Here is a 15,955-nt window from a genome sequence, read left to right on the forward strand (position 1 = left end):
GACGTGGGCCCCACCGACGCCATGGACTGGATGAGCCGGCACGGCAGCGACCACGGCCTCTGCCAGACCTACGCCAACGAGCTGTGGCACTACGACCTGGCGACGACGCCCGGCACCGACTGCCCGCCGCCGCTGACCGACGCCCGCCACGCCCCCCCCCCCCGCGCCCCCGCCCCCCCCGCGGCCCCCCCCCCCCCCCCCCGCCCCCCCCCCCCCCCCCCCCCCCCCGGTGCCCCGCACCGTCCCCGGGGTGGCCCTCGACCTGCGGTCCTTCCTGCTCGGCGCCGCCTCCGGCGGGTTCTTCACCGCGGCCGGGGTCGCCCTCGGTTACCTCCTCGGCCGCCGCCGCTGACCCGCCGGGCAGCCCGCGGGGCTCCCCGGGGGCGGCCGGTGCAGGGCAGGATGGGGCGCCTCACCGGGAGGTCCCATGAGCGACCGGATGCTCGAACGGGGAGACGAGCTGCGGCAGATCGCCGCCGCCGCGCGCGACGCCGCCGCCGGCCGGGGGAGCGTGGTGCTGGTCTGCGGCGAGGCCGGCATCGGCAAGACCAGCCTGGTCGCGGCCACCCGGGCGCACCTGGCGCCGGCGGCCCGGCTGATCGTCGGCCACTGCGACGACCTGGCCACCGCCCGGCCGCTGGGGCCCTTCCGCGACCTGGCGGAGGTCGTCGGCCCCCGGCTGCGGGCGGCGCTCACCGCGACCGCCGACCGCGAGGCGCTGCTCGACGCCCTGCGTGACGAGCTCGACGGCCGCGGGTCGGGCACGGTGCTGGCGGTCGAGGACGTCCACTGGGCCGACCACGCCACCCTCGACGTGCTGCGCTGGCTGGTCCGCCGCGTCGAGGGGCTGCCCGCCGTCCTCGTGCTCACCTACCGCGACGACGAGGTGTCGCGGGACTCGCCGCTGCGCGCGCTGCTGGCGCTGGCCGCGGCGGGCACCCGCACCCGGCGGCTGCCGCTGGCCCCGCTCTCCCCCGCCGCCGTCGCCGAGCTGTGCGACCGGGCCGGCGCCGACCGCACCGACGTCTACGCGGTCACCGCGGGCAACCCCTACTACGTCACCGAGGTCCTCGCCGCCGGCGCGAGCGACCCGGTGCCCGGGACCGTGGTGGACGCCGTCCTGGGCCGGCTGCGCTCCCTCGACCCGGCCGGCCGCGACGCCGTCGAGCAGCTGTCCGTCCTCCCCGGCGCGGCCGACCGCCGGCTCGTCGACGCGCTGCTGCCCGGCGGACTCGCCGCGGTCGCCGCCGCCGAGGAGCGGGGCCTGGTGACCGTCACCGCCCACGGGGTCGCCTTCCGTCACGAGCTGACCCGCCGGGCCGTGCTCGACGCCCTGCCCGGCGCGCGGCGGGTGACGCTGGAGGCCTGCGTGCTCGCCGCGCTGCAGGGCCGCCCCGACGTGGAGCCGGCCCGGCTGGTGCACCACGCCGCCCGCGCCGGGGACGTCGACGCCGTCGTCCGCACCGCCCCGCTCGCCGCCCGGGAGGCCGCCCGCAGCCGCGCCCACCGCGAGGCCGTGGCGCACTACTCGCTGGCGCTGCGGCACGCCGCCGCCTATCCCGACGCCGAGCGCGCCGACCTGCTGGAGGGCAGCGCGGTGGAGGTCTACACCGCGGGCAGCCGGGAGCGCAGCGCGCTGGCCGACCAGTCCGCCGCCGTGGGGCTGCGCCGGACGCTGGGCGATCCGGTGGCGCTCGGCCGCAGCCTGCGCTGGCTGTCGCGGATCTCCTGGTGGTGCGGCGAGCGGTCCGCGGCCGAAGCGGCCGCGGAGGAGGCCGTCGCCGTGCTGGAGACCACCGGCGCCGCCGGGCCGCTGGCCATGGCGTACAGCAACCGGGCCCAGCTGGACATGCTCGCCGACCGCAACGACCGCGCCGTCGCCGACAGCGCGCGGGCGGTCGCGCTCGCCCGCGCGGTCGAGGACGCCGCCACCCTCTCCCACGCCCTGTGCAACAGCGGCACCGCGCGCTGGAACCGCGGCGACCCGGGCGGGCTGGCCGCCCTCGCCGAGAGCCGCCGCGTGGCGCTGGCCGCGGGCGAGGCCGAGCACGCCGTGCGGGCGTACGTGAACGAGATCTGGGGCCACATCGAGGACCTGCGTCCCGCCGCCGCGGCGCCGCTGCTGGAGGCCGCGCTCGAGCTGGCCGAGGAGCAGGAGCACCTGGTCTTCCGCGAGTACCTGCTGGTCGAGGCCGGCATGGTCGAGCTCGTCGCCGGGCGCTTCGCCGCGGCGACCGCGCGGGCGTCGGCCGGGCTGGGCAGCACGGAACCGATCCGCTGCGCCGCGCTGACCGTCGTCAACCGGGCCGCGGTGCGCACCGGCGCGGCCGACCCGGCCCGGCTGGCCGAGATGTGGCGGCTGGCCCGGCGGCTCGACGAGCTGCAGCGCACCGCCCCCGCGGTGTCCGTGCTGGCCGAGGCCGCGTGGCTGGCCGGGGGCGACGACGCGCTGCGCGGGCTGCACGACGACCTGGCCGCCGTCCACGCCGACGGGCTGCGGCTGGGGCACCCCACCCGGGTCGCCGAGGTCGGCGCCTGGCTGCGCCGGGCCGGGGGCACGGCGCCGCGGGCCTCGGCGCACCCGTGGGCGCTGCTGGCCGACGGCGACTGGCACGGCGCCGCGCGGGGCTGGGCCGCCGCCGGTTACCCGTACGAGCACGCCGTCGCGCTGTCGTGCAGCCCCGAGCCGGACGACGCCCTCGCCGCGCTCGCCGTCCTCGACGGGCTGGGCGCCGCCCCGCTGGCCGCGCGGGTCCGCCGGGACCTGCGCGCCCGCGGCGTCCCCCGGGTCCCCCGCGGCCCGGCCCGGGCCACCCGGGCGCACGCCGGCGGGCTGACCCCGCGGCAGGCCGAGGTCGCCGACCTGCTGCGCGCGGGCCTGACCAACGCGCAGATCGCCGGGCGGCTCGTCATCTCCGAGCGCACGGCCGACCACCACGTCGCCGCCGTCCTCGCCAAGCTTGGCGTCCGCAGCCGCGCCGATGTGGGCACCGCCGCGCGCTGATCTGGGCACCGCGGGCCGATTCGCGCCCGCCCCGCCGTCCCTAGGAAGGACCCACCGGCCCGGCGCGGGCCGGCACCAGGGACGACAGGAGCGCGAGATGACCGTGGACCAGGACCGGCTGATGGACTTCCTGCACCGCTTCGTGGGCGACCTGGGGGCGACGGTGGCCGCCGGCAACGTCGTGCTCGGCGACCGGCTGGGGCTCTACCGCGCGCTCGCGCAGGGCCCGCTGCTGCCCGGTGAGCTGGCCGAACGCTGCGGCACCGCCACCCGGTACACCGAGGAGTGGCTGCGCGGGCAGGCCGCCGGTGGCTACGTCGAGTACGACCCGGAGACCGGCCGCTACTCCCTCACCGAGGAGCAGGCGTTCGCGCTGACCAGCCCGGACAACCCGGTCTTCGCGCCGGGGGCGTTCCAGCTGGCGCTGGGCACCCTGCGCGCCGAGGACCGGATCACCGAGGCGTTCCGGACCGGCCAGGGCGTCGGCTGGCACGAGCACGACGGCGAGGTGTTCGCCGGCTGCGAGCGGTTCTTCCGGCCCGGCTACATCGGCAACCTGACCAGCGCCTGGCTGCCGGCGCTCGACGGCGTGGAGGAGAAGCTGCGGGCCGGCGGGCGGGTCGCCGACCTCGGCTGCGGGCACGGCGCCTCGACCGTGCTGATGGCGAAGGCGTTCCCCGCGTCGACCTTCGTCGGCAGCGACTACCACGCCCCGTCGATCGCCCAGGCGAGCAAGCGGGCCGCCGAGGCCGGGGTGGCGTCCACCGTGTCGTTCGAGGTGGCGCGGGCGCGCGACTTCGGCGGCGGCCCCTACGACCTGGTGACGACGTTCGACTGCCTGCACGACATGGGCGACCCGCCCGGGGCGGCCCGCAACATCCGCGAGCAGCTGGCCCCGGACGGCACCTGGATGATCGTCGAGCCCGCGGCCGGCGACACGGTCGAGGCCAACCTGAACCCGGTCGGCCGCGTCTACTACTCGTTCAGCACGTTCCTGTGCGTGCCCAACGCCCTCTCCCAGGACGGCGGCCACGCCCTGGGCGCTCAGGCCGGGGAGGCGGCGATCCGGCGGATCGTGACCGACGCCGGGTTCTCCCGGTTCGCGCGGGTCGCCGAGACGCCGTTCAACATCGTCTACGAAGCCCGTCCGTGACGGCGGCCGGGCGCTCGCGGGTCACCCGAGGGCGGCGTACACCGCCTCGACGTGGGCCCGCGAGCGCTCGGAGCCGAGGATCCCCGGCGCCATCGCGTTCATCACGTAGGTGATCGTGAGCCGTCGGTCGAGGTCCATCACGGCCAGCGAGCCGCCCCAGCCACCCCAGAAGAAGGTGCGCCCCGCCGGCACGTACGGGACCACCGGCGAGCCCAGGCAGTAGCCGATGCCGAACCGGAACGGCTGCCCGAGCACCAGGTCGACGCCGTCGGACTGCTGCCGGAAGACCTGCTCGATCGTGGACGGCGACAGCAGCCGCACCCCGCCCGCGGTGCCGCCCAGCGACAGCACCCGCAGGACGTCGAGCACGCCGCGGGCGTTCGTGTGGCCGTTCAGCGCCCCGAGGTCGGCGGCCCGCCACTCCGGGGAGTTCGCCGCCTTCACCGACCCGCGCGGCCCGACCGATGTCCTGAACGCCACCGACTCCTCGTCGACCTCGCCGCCGTCGTCGTCCCCGGGCGGCGGCGCGACCACCGGGGCGATGCGGCCCACGTCGGACTCCCGGGCGCCGACCTGGAAGTCCGCGCTCAGCGGCCCGGCGATCTCGTCGGCCACGAACTGCTTGAACGTGCGCCCGGTGATGCGCCGGACCAGCTCGCCGACCAGGAAGCCCTGGCTCTTGGAGTGGTAGCCCGACGCCGTGCCCGGCTCCCACCACGGGGCCTGCGCGGCCAGCCGCTCGGTCGCCGTCTCCCAGTCGTACATGTCGCGCACCGAGAACGGCCGCTCCCAGCCGGAGACGCCCGACGTGTGCGACAGGACGTGCCGGACCAGCACCCCCTTCTTGCCGTTCGCGCTGAACTCCGGCCAGTAGTCGCCCACCGGGGCGTCGAGGTCCAGCTCGCCGCGGTCGACCAGCAGGAGCGCCGACAGCGCCAGCACGCACTTCGTCGTCGACCAGACGTTGACGATCGTGTCCTGCGTCCACGGCATCGTCCGCTCGACGTCGCGGTACCCGCCCCACAGGTCGACGACGGTCTCGCCGTCCAGGTCCACGGCGACCGACGCGCCGAGCTCGTCGCCGTCCAGGTGCCGCGCCAGCACCTCCCGGACGCCGGAGAACCGCTCGTCGCACCGTCCCTGCACCTCAGCCACCACGACTCCCCACCGGATCGGACGGCCGGACCGCCGGCCGTTCCTCGTAGCCTGCCCAGATGACACCGCCGTCACCAGTCGTCGCCCGTCCCACCGCTCTGGTGACCGGCGCGAGCTCGGGCATCGGGCTCGCCTTCGCCGAGCGCCTCGCCGCCGACGGGTACGACCTCGTGCTCGTCGCCCGCGACCGCGCCCGCCTCGAGGCGCTCGCCGGCCGGCTGCGCGACCGCCACGGTGTGCAGGCCGAGGTGCTCGTCGCCGACCTCGCCGACCCGGCGCAGCGGCGCGCGGTGGAGCAGCGGCTGGCCGACGGCGGCCCGGTCGAGCTGCTCGTCAACAACGCGGGGTACGCGACGCCGGGCGAGTTCGTGGACACGCCCCCGGCCGACCTGATGGCGAACCTGGAGGTCAACGTCGGGGCGGTCCTGGCGCTCACCCGGGCCGCGCTGCCGGGCATGCAGCAGCGGGGCGGCGGCTCGATCGTGAACGTGTCGAGCATCGCCGGTTTCCTCCCCGGCCGCGGCTCGGTCTACGGCGCGAGCAAGGCCTACGTCACCGCCCTCTCCCAGGGCCTGGCCCTCAGCGCGGCCGAGCACGGGGTGCGGGTGATGGCGCTGTGCCCGGGGTTCACCCGCACGGAGTTCCACCAGCGGATCGGGCAGCAGCGGTCCGGGCCCTCGTGGGCCTGGCTCGACGCCGACCGCGTCGTGGCCGACGCCCTCGCCGACCTGGGGCGCGGCCGCCTGGTGTCCATCCCGGGCGCGGTCTACAAGGCGGTGTACCTGGCCAGCCGCCTCGTGCCGGCGGGGCTCGTGCGCCGTATCGCCGCGTCGTCGTCCCGCGGGCGCGGCTGACCCGCTCCACGCCGACGCCGTCGCAGGGCCGGGTGCCGTCGTGGCGTCCGGAGGTGTCTCTGGCGTTCCCGGTGGTGTCTCCGGCGTTCCCGGTGGTGTCTCCGGTGTTCCCCGGCGTTCCCGCGGGAACGTGCCGTGCCCCGTCCCGGCGTCCGCCGCGTCCCGACGTCCCCGCGGGGACGTCCCCGCGCCCCCGCGCCCTGGGTCCTCGGCGTTCCCGCGGGAACGTCCCGGCGTCCTCGGCGTTCCCGCGGGAACGTCCCGGTGTCCTCGGCGTTCCCGCGGGACGTCCGGATCCAGCTCGCCCGCTCGCCGTGGCGACCGGGGTCCCGCTCCGTCGGTTCTCCGAACTGTCGGACCCGTCCGTCACACTTCGAACATGTGTTCGACTCGAGGTGGAGGACGGATGGACTCGACGCAGCTGCCGCTGGACGAGCTGGCGCGGCGGATCACCAGCGCCGCGGTCCGGCTGGCCGCGGCGACCGCGGCGTGGCTGGCGTTGATCGCTGAGTTCGACCGGCGCGAGGGGTGGGGTGGCCACGGCGTCCGGTCGTGCGCGCACTGGCTGGCCTGGCAGTGCGGGATGTCGACCGGCACGGCCCGTGAGCACGTCCGCGTGGCCCGGGCCCTGAGCGTCCTGCCCGCCACGGCAGCGGCGTTCGCGGCGGGCCGGTTGACGTACTCGAAGGCGCGCGCGATCACCCGGGTCGCCGACCCGGCGACCGAGGGCACGCTCCTCGAGCTGGCCCACGAGACCACCGCGTCCCAGCTGGAGCGGGTCGTCCGGGAGTGGCGGCGCGACGAGCGGCCCGACCTCCGCGCCGCCCGGGAGAAGCAGCGCTTTGAGTACCACTGGGACGACGACGGCGACCTGCACGTGCGCCTCTGCCTCGACGCCGAGACCGGCGCCGCGTTCCTGGCCGGCGTGGACTCGGTGGCCGAACGCGACGCCCGCCGGGAACGCGCCGCCGCGAAGCGGGACCTGGTGGCGGTGCCCGCCGCGGAGGAGGACGGGACCGAGGCAGGCGGGGGCGGGGGCGGGGGCGGGAGACCACCCGAGGACGACGACGTCACGCTCGCCCGGGAGCGCACCACCCGCCGCCGGTGCGCCGCGCTGGCACGGCTCGCCACCGCCGCGGCCGAGGTCGACCGCCGCGCCGGGGACCCACCGCGCCGCGAGGTCGTCGTGCACGTGGACGCGACGGTGCTCACCGAGGACGCCGCGGCCGGCGTCGCGCACCTCGAGGGCGGGCCGGCGCTGCACCCGTCCCAGGTCCGCCGGATGCTGTGCGAGGCGACGGTCGTGGCCATGCTGGAGCGGGGCCGGGAACCGCTGGCCGTCGGACGCGCCCGGCGCTTCGCCACCCGCGCCCAGCGCCGCGCGCTGCACCGGCGCGACCGCGGCTGCGCCCGGCCGGGCTGTCCCGAGACCCGCATCGAACGGCTGCACGCCCACCACATGCGCCACTGGCTCTTCGGTGGCGCCACCGACGTCGGCAACATGGTGCTGCTGTGCGATACCGACCACGGGCTCGTGCACGACGAGGACCTCGTGCTCACCCGCCGGGACGGCGAGCTGATCGCCGTGACGCAGGACGGACGCCGCGTCTGGGGCCGGCCCGACGCCGCCTTCGTCTCCGGACTGCAGCTGGTCGGCACGGGCCGGGACGACCGGGCCGACGTCTCACGCGCGGTCCTCGCCGACGGCCCCGACGGGAGCACCGAGGGGAGCACCGTTCCCCGGGCGGTCGGTGACGTCTTCGCCGGGGTCCACCCCATCGACCAGGTGCGCGCCCGCCGACCCGACGTTCCCGCGGGAACGCCGGAACCCGGCGGCACCGCGGGCGCGCCGACGGCCGCGACCACCACCGAGGACGGGACCGCGTCGATCTCCCGCCTGCTCTTCCCCGGTGCCGAGCCGGACCTGCCGGAGGCGCTGCACGTCAACGGCGAGCGGATGGACCTGGACCACGTCGTCTGGGCGCTGCTCCACCACCGTGACCTCGCGCGCCGCCTGGCGGGCGGGGCCTCGGGCGGCGAGGTGAGCGCGGTGGCCTGACAGGGCTCGGGCGCGCCGGCGTATCGCGGGGTTATGCGGAATCGCAGACGCCTTCGCAACGAGCGCGCGGCTGCACTGGGGCTCCCACCACCGATCCCGCGTCGGCACCGGCCGCGCAGGAGGGAGCCCCCGTGCCCAGCGACCCGAGGACGTCCCGGACGAGCCGCGCCCGAACCGCCCTGCTCGCCGTCCCGCTCGTGCTGGCCGCCGGCCTGGGTGCCTGTGCGGGCGGCGTCGACCTCGGGGCGGCGACCGACACCGGCGTCTCGTCCAGCAGCGACACGGGCAGCGGCACCGGCACCGGCACCGGGCTCACCGAGCAGGACGGCTACCTCCCCGACGGGGCGTCCCTCTCCCCCGACGCCGACGAGCCGGCCCTCACCCGGTTGCAGCCCGCCCTCCGCGCCGCCCTGCAGGACGCCGCCCGCGCCGCCGCGGCCGACGGCATCGAGGTGCGGATCACCAGCGGCTGGCGCAGCGCGGCGCTCCAGCAGGCCCTGTTCGACGCCGCCGTCGTCGAGCACGGCAGCGTCGAGGCCGCGAGCGCCTACGTCCTGCGGCCCGACGAGTCCGAGCACGTCACCGGCGACGCCGTCGACGTGGGCCCCACCGACGCCATGGACTGGATGAGCCGGCACGGCAGCGACCACGGCCTCTGCCAGACCTACGCCAACGAGCTGTGGCACTACGAACTGGCGACGACGCCCGGCACCGACTGCCCGCCGCCGCTGACCGACGCCCGCCACGCCCACGACGCCCGAGACGCCCACCGTGGCTGAGCGACCACCGTGGCGGAACGACCAGCGAAGCCGAGCGACCACCCCCGGACGCCCGGGACACGGGACGACCGGCCCGCCGCGCATACCCCCGCGACACGCCCGCCTCCCTACCCTGGCCCCGTGCGGGTGCTGATCGCGGAGGACGAGCCCTATCTGGCCGACGCCGTCCGCGCCGGGCTGCGCCTGGAGGCCATCGCCTGCGACGTGGTGCACGACGGCGACAGCGCCCTGGAGAACCTCGCGGTGACCAGCTACGACGTCGTCGTCCTCGACCGCGACCTGCCCGGCACCTCCGGCGACGAGGTCGCCCGCCGCATCGTCGCCGACGGCCTCAGCTGCCGGATCCTCATGCTCACCGCCGCCGACCAACTGGAGGAGAAGGTCCGCGGGTTCGAGCTCGGCGCCGACGACTACCTCACCAAGCCCTTCGCGATGCGCGAGCTCGTCGTCCGGCTGCGGGCCCTGGCCCGGCGCCCGGTCGACGGCACCCCACCGGTCGTCGAGCACGCCGGGCTCACCCTCGATCCCTTCCGCCGCGAGGTGTTCCGCGACGGCCGCTACGTGGCGCTCACCCGCAAGCAGTTCGCGGTCCTCGAGGTCCTGCTCGCCGCCCGCGGCGGCGTGGTCAGCGCCGAGTCCCTGCTCGAACGCGCCTGGGACGAGAACGCCGACCCCTTCACCAACGCCGTCCGGATCACCATCTCCTCGCTGCGCAAGCGCCTCGGCGAGCCCTGGCTCATCCACACCGTCCCCGGCTCGGGCTACCGCGTCGCCGCCGCCGACGGGACCCGGTGAGCGCCCGGCTGCGGCTGACGATCAGCTACGCCGCCTTCCTCGTCGTCGCCGGCTCCGCCCTGGTCGCGCTGCTCGTCTACGTCCTGCGGTTCGTCCCCGAGGGGAACCTCTCGATCCCCCCGGACGGCGGCGGCGCCCCCGGGCGCTTCGTGCCCGACCGCAACGACCTGCTGACCGCCCTGTGGCCGAAGGCCTGGCTGGTGCTGGGCGTCCTCGCCGCCGTAGGGCTCGCCGGCGGGTGGTTCCTCGCCGGCCGGATGCTGCGCCCCCTGTCGCAGATCCACCGGGTGACCCAGCAGGTCGCCGCCGGGTCGCTGGACCACCGCGTCCGCATGACCGGCCCGCGCGACGAGTTCCGCGAGCTCGCCGACACCCTCGACACGATGCTCGACCGCCTGCAGGCCTCCCTCGACGAGCACCGCCGGTTCGCCGCCAACGCCTCCCACGAGCTGCGCACCCCCTACGCCGTGGAGCGCTCGATGCTGGACGTCGCCCTGGCCGACCCCGCCGGTGTCGACGTCCCCGAGCTCCTGCACCGGCTGGACCGCACCAACCGGCGCGGTACCGAGACCGTGGAGGCGCTGCTCGCCCTGGCCGCCCTCGACCAGGGCCGCAGCCCCGCCCGCACCCCGATCGACCTCACCGAGCTGACCGCCGCCGTCGTCGCCGAGCTGGCGCCGCTGGCCGCCGAGGCGGGGGTCGCCGTCCGCCCGCGGCTGGGCGAGGCCGACCTCGACGGTGCCGAGCCGCTGGTCCGGCAGCTCGTCGCCAACCTCGTGCTCAACGGCATCCGGCACAACACCGGCCCCGGCGGGACCGTCGACGTCACCACCGCGACGACGGACGACGGCCGGGCGCACCTGCAGGTGACCAACACCGGCCCCGTCGTCCCCGCGCACCAGCTCGGCACGCTCACCGAGCCGTTCGTCCGCGGCACCGGCCGCACGGCCACGACACCCGGCACGGCCACGGCACCCGGCACGAGGACCAGCGCCGCACCGCCCGGCAGCGGGCTGGGGCTGGCCCTCGTCGCCCGCGTCGCCCGCGAGCACGGCGCCGAGCTGCGGCTGGCCGGACCTCCCACCGGCGGGCTGCTCGTCGACGTCACGTTCCCGCCCCCCGGCCCGTGACGGACCGGTCCGGCGAGGTCGGACGACCCGTTCGGCGAGGTCAGGCGCCCCGGCGGCGGGCGGCCTTCCGGTAGCCGGCGAGCAGGTGGGCGCCCACCTCGGTGAGCTCCTCGCGCAGCCACGCGTCCGACACGTCGGCGGGGGCGGCCAGCAGCGCCCCGGCCATGGCCTGCATCGTCGCCGCGCCCCACACCATGCCCAGGGGATCGGCGTGCTCGCCGACGACCATCGCCTCGGTGCGTTCCTGCACCGCGGTCGCCTGCTCCAGCACCGCCGACCGGGTCATCGCCGTCGCGTCGCGGGTCAGGTAGACCGCGACGCGCCGGTGCCGCAGCAGCACCTCCACGTAGCGGGCGACCTCGACGGTGCGGCTGCGCGGGGTCGCCGGGCGGGCCTCCGCCTCGTCGACCAGTGTCATCAGGTCGTCGAACAGCGGCTGGACCAGGGCCAGCAGGAGGTCGTCCTTGGTGCGGAAGTGGTAGTAGACGGCGGCCTTGGTGACCCCGAGCCGGTCGGCGATGTCCTGCAGGCTCGTGCCCTCGAAGCCGTGCTCGAGGAACAGCTCCAGCGCCGCGTCGAGCACCCGCTGCGCCCCGGCCGAGCGGCCGGCGGGCGGCACGGGGGCCGCCGGGAGCGGCACCGGGGAGCTGGACACCGGCGCAGCGTAGACGCCCGACCTGCGTGACGCACCTCATGGCACAGCTAGCCGTTCGGCTAGTACCTTCCTTGCCGATCGGCTAGGCGGCATCTGTCGTCGCCGCCGGCTCCCCCGACTCCCCTCGAGCCCCTGGAGCACTTCGTGGCCGTCCTCCTCCACCGTCTCGGCCGCTGGGCCTACCACCGGCGCAAGACGGTCCTCATCGCCTGGGTGCTCGCCCTCGTCGGCCTCGGCGCCGTGGCCGGCGCCTTCGGCCGCGACGCCGACGCCCAGCTGAGCATCCCCGGCGTCGAGTCCGTCACCGCCCTGGAGAAGCTCGGGGAGCGCTTCCCCGACTCCGGCGCGGCCGGCGCCAGCGCCCGCATCGTGTTCGCCGCGCCCGACGGCGCCGCCGTCACCGACCCGCCGTACGCCGCGGCCATCGAGGAGACCCTCGCCGAGGCGGCCCGGGCCGACCAGGTCGCCGCGGTCAGCGACCCGTTCGCCACCGACGGCGTCTCCCCCGACGGGTCGATCGCCTACTCGACCGTCGGCTACGACGCCCAGGTCGAGGAGATCACCGACACCGCCCGCGAGCAGCTGCTCGACGTCGCCGGCCCCGCCGAGGACGCCGGCCTGCGCGTCGAGTTCGGCGGGGAGGCCACCCAGGCGATCCCGGAGCAGGAGGGGTCCGAGGCGATCGGGATCCTCGTCGCGATGCTGGTCCTGGCCGTCACCTTCGGCTCGCTCCTCGCCGCCGGCCTGCCCCTGCTGACGGCGCTGATCGGCGTCGGCACCGGCATGGCCGGGGTGCTCGCACTGTCGGCCGTCGTCGACCTCACCAGCACCACCCCGACGCTCGGCCTGATGATCGGCCTGGCCGTCGGCATCGACTACGCGCTGTTCATCGCCATCCGGCACAAGGAGCAGCTGGCCGAGGGCCTGGACCCGCAGGAGTCCGCCGGCCGCGCGGTCGGCACCGCCGGCAGCGCCGTCGTCTTCGCCGGGCTGACCGTCATGATCGCGCTCGCCGGGCTGACCGTCGTCGGCATCCCGTTCCTCGCGACGATGGGCCTGGTCGCCGCAGGGATGGTCGCCCTCGCCGTCCTGGTCGCCCTCACCCTGGTGCCCGCGCTGCTCGGCTTCGCCGGCGAGCGGTTCAACCGCTGGCCCGTCCCCGGCCTGCGCCGCCGGCAGGCCGCGCTCACCGAGGGCGACTCCGCCGGCACCCGCTGGGCCCGCTGGGTGACCCGCCGCCCGGTGCCCGTCGTCCTCGCCGGCATCGTGGGCCTGGGCGTCGTCGCCCTCCCGGCCGTCGACCTGCGGCTGGGGCTGCCCACCGAGGGCGACCTCTCCGCCACCACCACGCAGCGCCAGGCCTACGACCTGCTCGACGGCGCGTTCGGTCCCGGCTTCAACGGGCCGCTGACGGTGGTGGTCGACGCCACCGGCGCCGACGACCCCGCCACGGCGTTCGACGCCACGGCCGCCGCCATCGCCGACCTCGACGGCGTCGCCCTGGTCACGCCCGCGCAGCCGAACCAGGCCGGCGACACCGCGATCGTCTCCGTGATCCCCGAGGACGGCCCGTCGGCCACGGGTACCGAGGACCTCGTCCGCGACATCCGCGACCTGCGCGGGGACCTGCGCGCCGACACCGGCTCGGAGCTCGCCGTCACCGGCAACACCGCGCTCAACATCGACATCTCCGAGAAGCTCGCCGACGCCCTGCCGCTGTTCCTGCTGGTCGTCGTCGGCCTCGCGTTCGTGCTGCTGATGCTCGCGTTCCGGTCGATCCTCGTGCCGATCAAGGCGACGCTCGGCTTCCTGCTCAGCCTCGCCGCCACCTTCGGCGCGCTCGTCGCCGTCTTCCAGTGGGGCTGGCTGGCCGACCTGATCGGCGTCGAGCACACCGGGCCGGTGCTGAGCTTCCTGCCGATCCTGCTCATCGGCCTGCTGTTCGGCCTGGCGATGGACTACGAGGTCTTCCTCGTCAGCCGGATGCGCGAGGAGCACGTGCACGGCGCCGAGCCCCGGGTGGCGGTGGTCGGCGGCTTCCGCCACGGCGCCCGGGTGGTCACCGCGGCGGCGCTGATCATGGGCGCGGTCTTCGCGGGGTTCGTCCTCGCCCCCGACTCCACGATCAAGAGCATCGGCTTCGCGCTGGCCTTCGGCGTGCTGGTCGACGCCTTCGTCGTCCGGATGGCGATCGTGCCGGCGGTCATGACGCTGCTGGGCCGCCGCGCCTGGTGGCTGCCCCGCTGGCTGGACCGGGCGCTGCCCGACGTCGACATCGAGGGTGCCGCCCTGGAGCGCGCCACCGCCGCGCCCGCCCGGGAGCTCACCGGCACGCGGTCCTGACCGCCCCGACCGTGCCCCGTCCCTCGTCGAGGGGCGGGGCACGGTCGTGTCCCGGGACCGGTCAGCCGGCCCGCAGCGCCGGGTAGTCGGTGTAGCCCTCCGCGCCGCTGGCGTAGTACAGGTGCGGCCGCTGCTCGTTCTCCGGGTGCTCCCCGGCCCAGCGCTCGACGAGGTCGGGGTTGGCGATCACCGGGCGGCCGACGGCGACGACGTCGGCGTGCGCGCTCTCGATCAGCGCCAGGGCCTCCGCGCGGGTGGTGATCGACCCGAAGCCGCTGTTGGCCATCAGCGGCCCGCCGAAGCGCCGCCGCAGCTCCTGCACCAGGTCCCCGCCCGGCTCGCGGTGCAGCACGGACAGGTACGCCAGCCCGAGGGGACGCAGCTGGTCGACGAGGGAGCCGTAGGTGGCGAGGACGTCGTCCCGGTCGGGCTCCACCGCGCCCTGGATGTCGTGCTGCGGGGAGATCCGCAGCCCCACCCGGCCGGCGCCGATCGCCTCGGCGACCGCGGCGACGGTCTCGACCACGAAGCGGGCCCGGTTCTCCGGGGAGCCGCCGTACGCGTCCTCGCGCCGGTTGGCCGACGGGGCCAGGAACTCGTGCAGCAGGTAGCCGTTCGCGCCGTGCAGCTCCACGCCGTCCAGCCCGGCCTCGACCGCGCGGCGGGAGGCGTCGACGAAGGTCTGCACGCGCTCGCGGACCTCCGCGGTGGTCAGCGCGTGCGGCACCGGGTAGGGCTCCTTGCCGGTGGCGGTGCGCGCCTCGCCGTCGATCGCGATCGCGCTGGGCGCCTCGACCCGGCGGCCGCCGTTGATCGCCGGGTGGGTGACCCGGCCGCCGTGCATCACCTGCATCACGATCCGGCCGCCGCGCTCGTGGACGGCGTCGGCGACGCGGCGCCAGCCGGCCACCTGCTCGTCGGTCACGATGCCCGGCTGGCCGGCGAAGGCCTGCGACTCGTGCACCGGGTAGGTCCCCTCGGTCACGATCAGCCCGATCCCGGCGCGCTGGGCGTAGTGCTCGACGACGAGGTCGCCCGGGACCCCGCTGTCGCCGGAGCGCATCCGGGTCAGCGGCGCCATCGCCACGCGGTTGGTCAGCTCGAGGTCGCCCAGGGTCACGGGGGAGAAGAGGTCCACGAGGGGTCCCGACGCCCGCCGGACGCCGTCCATTCCGGATCGCGACCGGTCTCACGCCGGCCCCGGGCCGGACCTCAGGCGACGGGGGACCGCTCCCGGGCGACCAGGATCGCCAGCTGCGTGCGGGTACGGACCTGCACGCGGCGCATCGACGCGGTCAGGTGGCTCTTCACCGTGGCCAGGCTGACGAACAGCCGACCGGCGATCTCCTCGTTGCTCAGCCCCTGCGCCACGAGCACCGCGACCTCCCGTTGCCGCCCGGTGAGCCGGTCCAGCGGGCAGGAGGCCCCCCGGCCCGGCGGGGCCTGCGGGGCCGGCGACGTCAGGTAGCGCACCAGCTGCCCGGTCGCCGCCGGGTCGAGCGCGGCCTCGTGCCGGGCCAGCGCCCGCACCGCCTCCACCAGCCGCGGCGCCGCCGAGCGCCGCGGGAGGTAGCCCCGGACGCCTGCCTGCAGGACCTCGACCAGGTCGACCGCGGCGTCCTCGCCCGGCTCGGCCAGCACGAGGACCGCCGGCCCGCACCGGCAGAGCTCGCGCAGGAGCGGGCGGGTGGCCTCGCCGATCAGACCCTGGCGGACGACGACGACCTCCGCCCCGCTGGTGGCGGCCGCCACCAGTGCCTCCGGGAGCTGCGCCGTCTCGGCCACCACCGCCATGTCCGGTTGCGCCTCCAGGACGACCCGGAGTCCGAGGCGGAACACCTCGTGGTCCTCGCACAGGACCACGCCGACCAGCGACGCCGGCGGACGGATCGCGACGGGACGACCGATCGGCGTCCCGCCGTGCGGCCGCCCGGCCGGGCCGGGGACGCCCGCGGCTGAGCGGACCGGGGTCGCGCGCGCCGGACCGGTCCAGACCTCGTCGTCGACGTGACTCATGCGAGAACCCCC

General features: G+C 76.6%; 12 protein-coding genes. 8 read left to right on the forward strand and 4 right to left on the reverse strand.

Going from position 1 to position 15,955, the window contains the following annotated elements:
* Positions 1 to 427: 427 nt before the first annotated feature.
* Together ACI781_RS17055 and ACI781_RS17060 are read left to right on the forward strand one after the other, a co-directional pair.
* Complete coding sequence (locus tag ACI781_RS17055) at positions 428 to 3,004, forward strand: AAA family ATPase (protein WP_456567317.1); 2,577 nt, start codon at positions 428 to 430, stop codon at positions 3,002 to 3,004.
* A 97-nt stretch (positions 3,005 to 3,101) separates the two neighbouring features.
* Positions 3,102 to 4,157 (forward strand): methyltransferase domain-containing protein, encoded by a 1,056-nt coding sequence (locus tag ACI781_RS17060; protein ID WP_456567318.1) that lies wholly within the window; start codon positions 3,102 to 3,104, stop codon positions 4,155 to 4,157.
* A gap of 21 nt (positions 4,158 to 4,178) precedes the next feature.
* Here ACI781_RS17060 and ACI781_RS17065 read toward each other — a convergent pair whose 3' ends face one another.
* The gene (locus ACI781_RS17065) at positions 4,179 to 5,312 is read right to left on the reverse strand and encodes a serine hydrolase domain-containing protein (RefSeq protein WP_456567319.1); all 1,134 of its coding nucleotides are present in this window, start codon (positions 5,310 to 5,312) and stop codon (positions 4,179 to 4,181) included.
* Between the two features lie 59 nt (positions 5,313 to 5,371).
* Between ACI781_RS17065 and ACI781_RS17070 the strand changes: the two genes are divergently transcribed.
* The 5 genes from ACI781_RS17070 (at position 5,372) to ACI781_RS17090 (ending at position 10,929) form a co-directional block, all read left to right on the forward strand.
* Positions 5,372 to 6,166, forward strand: coding sequence for an SDR family NAD(P)-dependent oxidoreductase (locus tag ACI781_RS17070; RefSeq protein WP_456567320.1), 795 nt, complete (start codon positions 5,372 to 5,374; stop codon positions 6,164 to 6,166).
* A gap of 406 nt (positions 6,167 to 6,572) precedes the next feature.
* Positions 6,573 to 8,225, forward strand: a complete 1,653-nt coding sequence (locus tag ACI781_RS17075) for a DUF222 domain-containing protein (protein WP_456567321.1) — start codon at positions 6,573 to 6,575, stop codon at positions 8,223 to 8,225.
* Positions 8,226 to 8,356: 131 nt separating this feature from the next.
* Positions 8,357 to 9,004: a M15 family metallopeptidase gene (locus tag ACI781_RS17080; protein ID WP_456567322.1), complete on the forward strand. Its 648-nt coding sequence runs from the start codon at positions 8,357 to 8,359 to the stop codon at positions 9,002 to 9,004.
* Positions 9,005 to 9,124: 120 nt separating this feature from the next.
* Positions 9,125 to 9,799, forward strand: a complete 675-nt coding sequence (locus tag ACI781_RS17085; protein ID WP_456567323.1) for a response regulator transcription factor — start codon at positions 9,125 to 9,127, stop codon at positions 9,797 to 9,799.
* Positions 9,796 to 10,929: a sensor histidine kinase gene (locus ACI781_RS17090; protein ID WP_456567324.1), complete on the forward strand. Its 1,134-nt coding sequence runs from the start codon at positions 9,796 to 9,798 to the stop codon at positions 10,927 to 10,929. The genes ACI781_RS17085 and ACI781_RS17090 overlap by 4 nt, the downstream gene beginning before the upstream one ends.
* Positions 10,930 to 10,969: 40 nt before the next feature.
* On the opposite strand, the gene ACI781_RS17095 is transcribed toward ACI781_RS17090, so the two are convergent.
* The gene (locus tag ACI781_RS17095) at positions 10,970 to 11,584 is read right to left on the reverse strand and encodes a TetR/AcrR family transcriptional regulator (RefSeq protein WP_456567325.1); all 615 of its coding nucleotides are present in this window, start codon (positions 11,582 to 11,584) and stop codon (positions 10,970 to 10,972) included.
* Positions 11,585 to 11,728: 144 nt separating this feature from the next.
* On the opposite strand from ACI781_RS17095, the gene ACI781_RS17100 reads away from it, so the two are divergent.
* Positions 11,729 to 13,927 (forward strand): MMPL family transporter, encoded by a 2,199-nt coding sequence (locus ACI781_RS17100; RefSeq protein WP_456567326.1) that lies wholly within the window; start codon positions 11,729 to 11,731, stop codon positions 13,925 to 13,927.
* Positions 13,928 to 13,988: 61 nt separating this feature from the next.
* On the opposite strand, the gene ACI781_RS17105 is transcribed toward ACI781_RS17100, so the two are convergent.
* Complete coding sequence (locus tag ACI781_RS17105) at positions 13,989 to 15,065, reverse strand: alkene reductase (RefSeq protein WP_456567327.1); 1,077 nt, start codon at positions 15,063 to 15,065, stop codon at positions 13,989 to 13,991.
* A 74-nt stretch (positions 15,066 to 15,139) separates the two neighbouring features.
* Entirely contained in the window at positions 15,140 to 15,943 is an 804-nt protein-coding gene (locus ACI781_RS17110; RefSeq protein WP_456567328.1) for a response regulator transcription factor, read from the reverse strand.
* Positions 15,944 to 15,955 lie beyond the last annotated feature (12 nt).

Source organism: Blastococcus sp. SYSU D00695 (genome assembly GCF_054050555.1).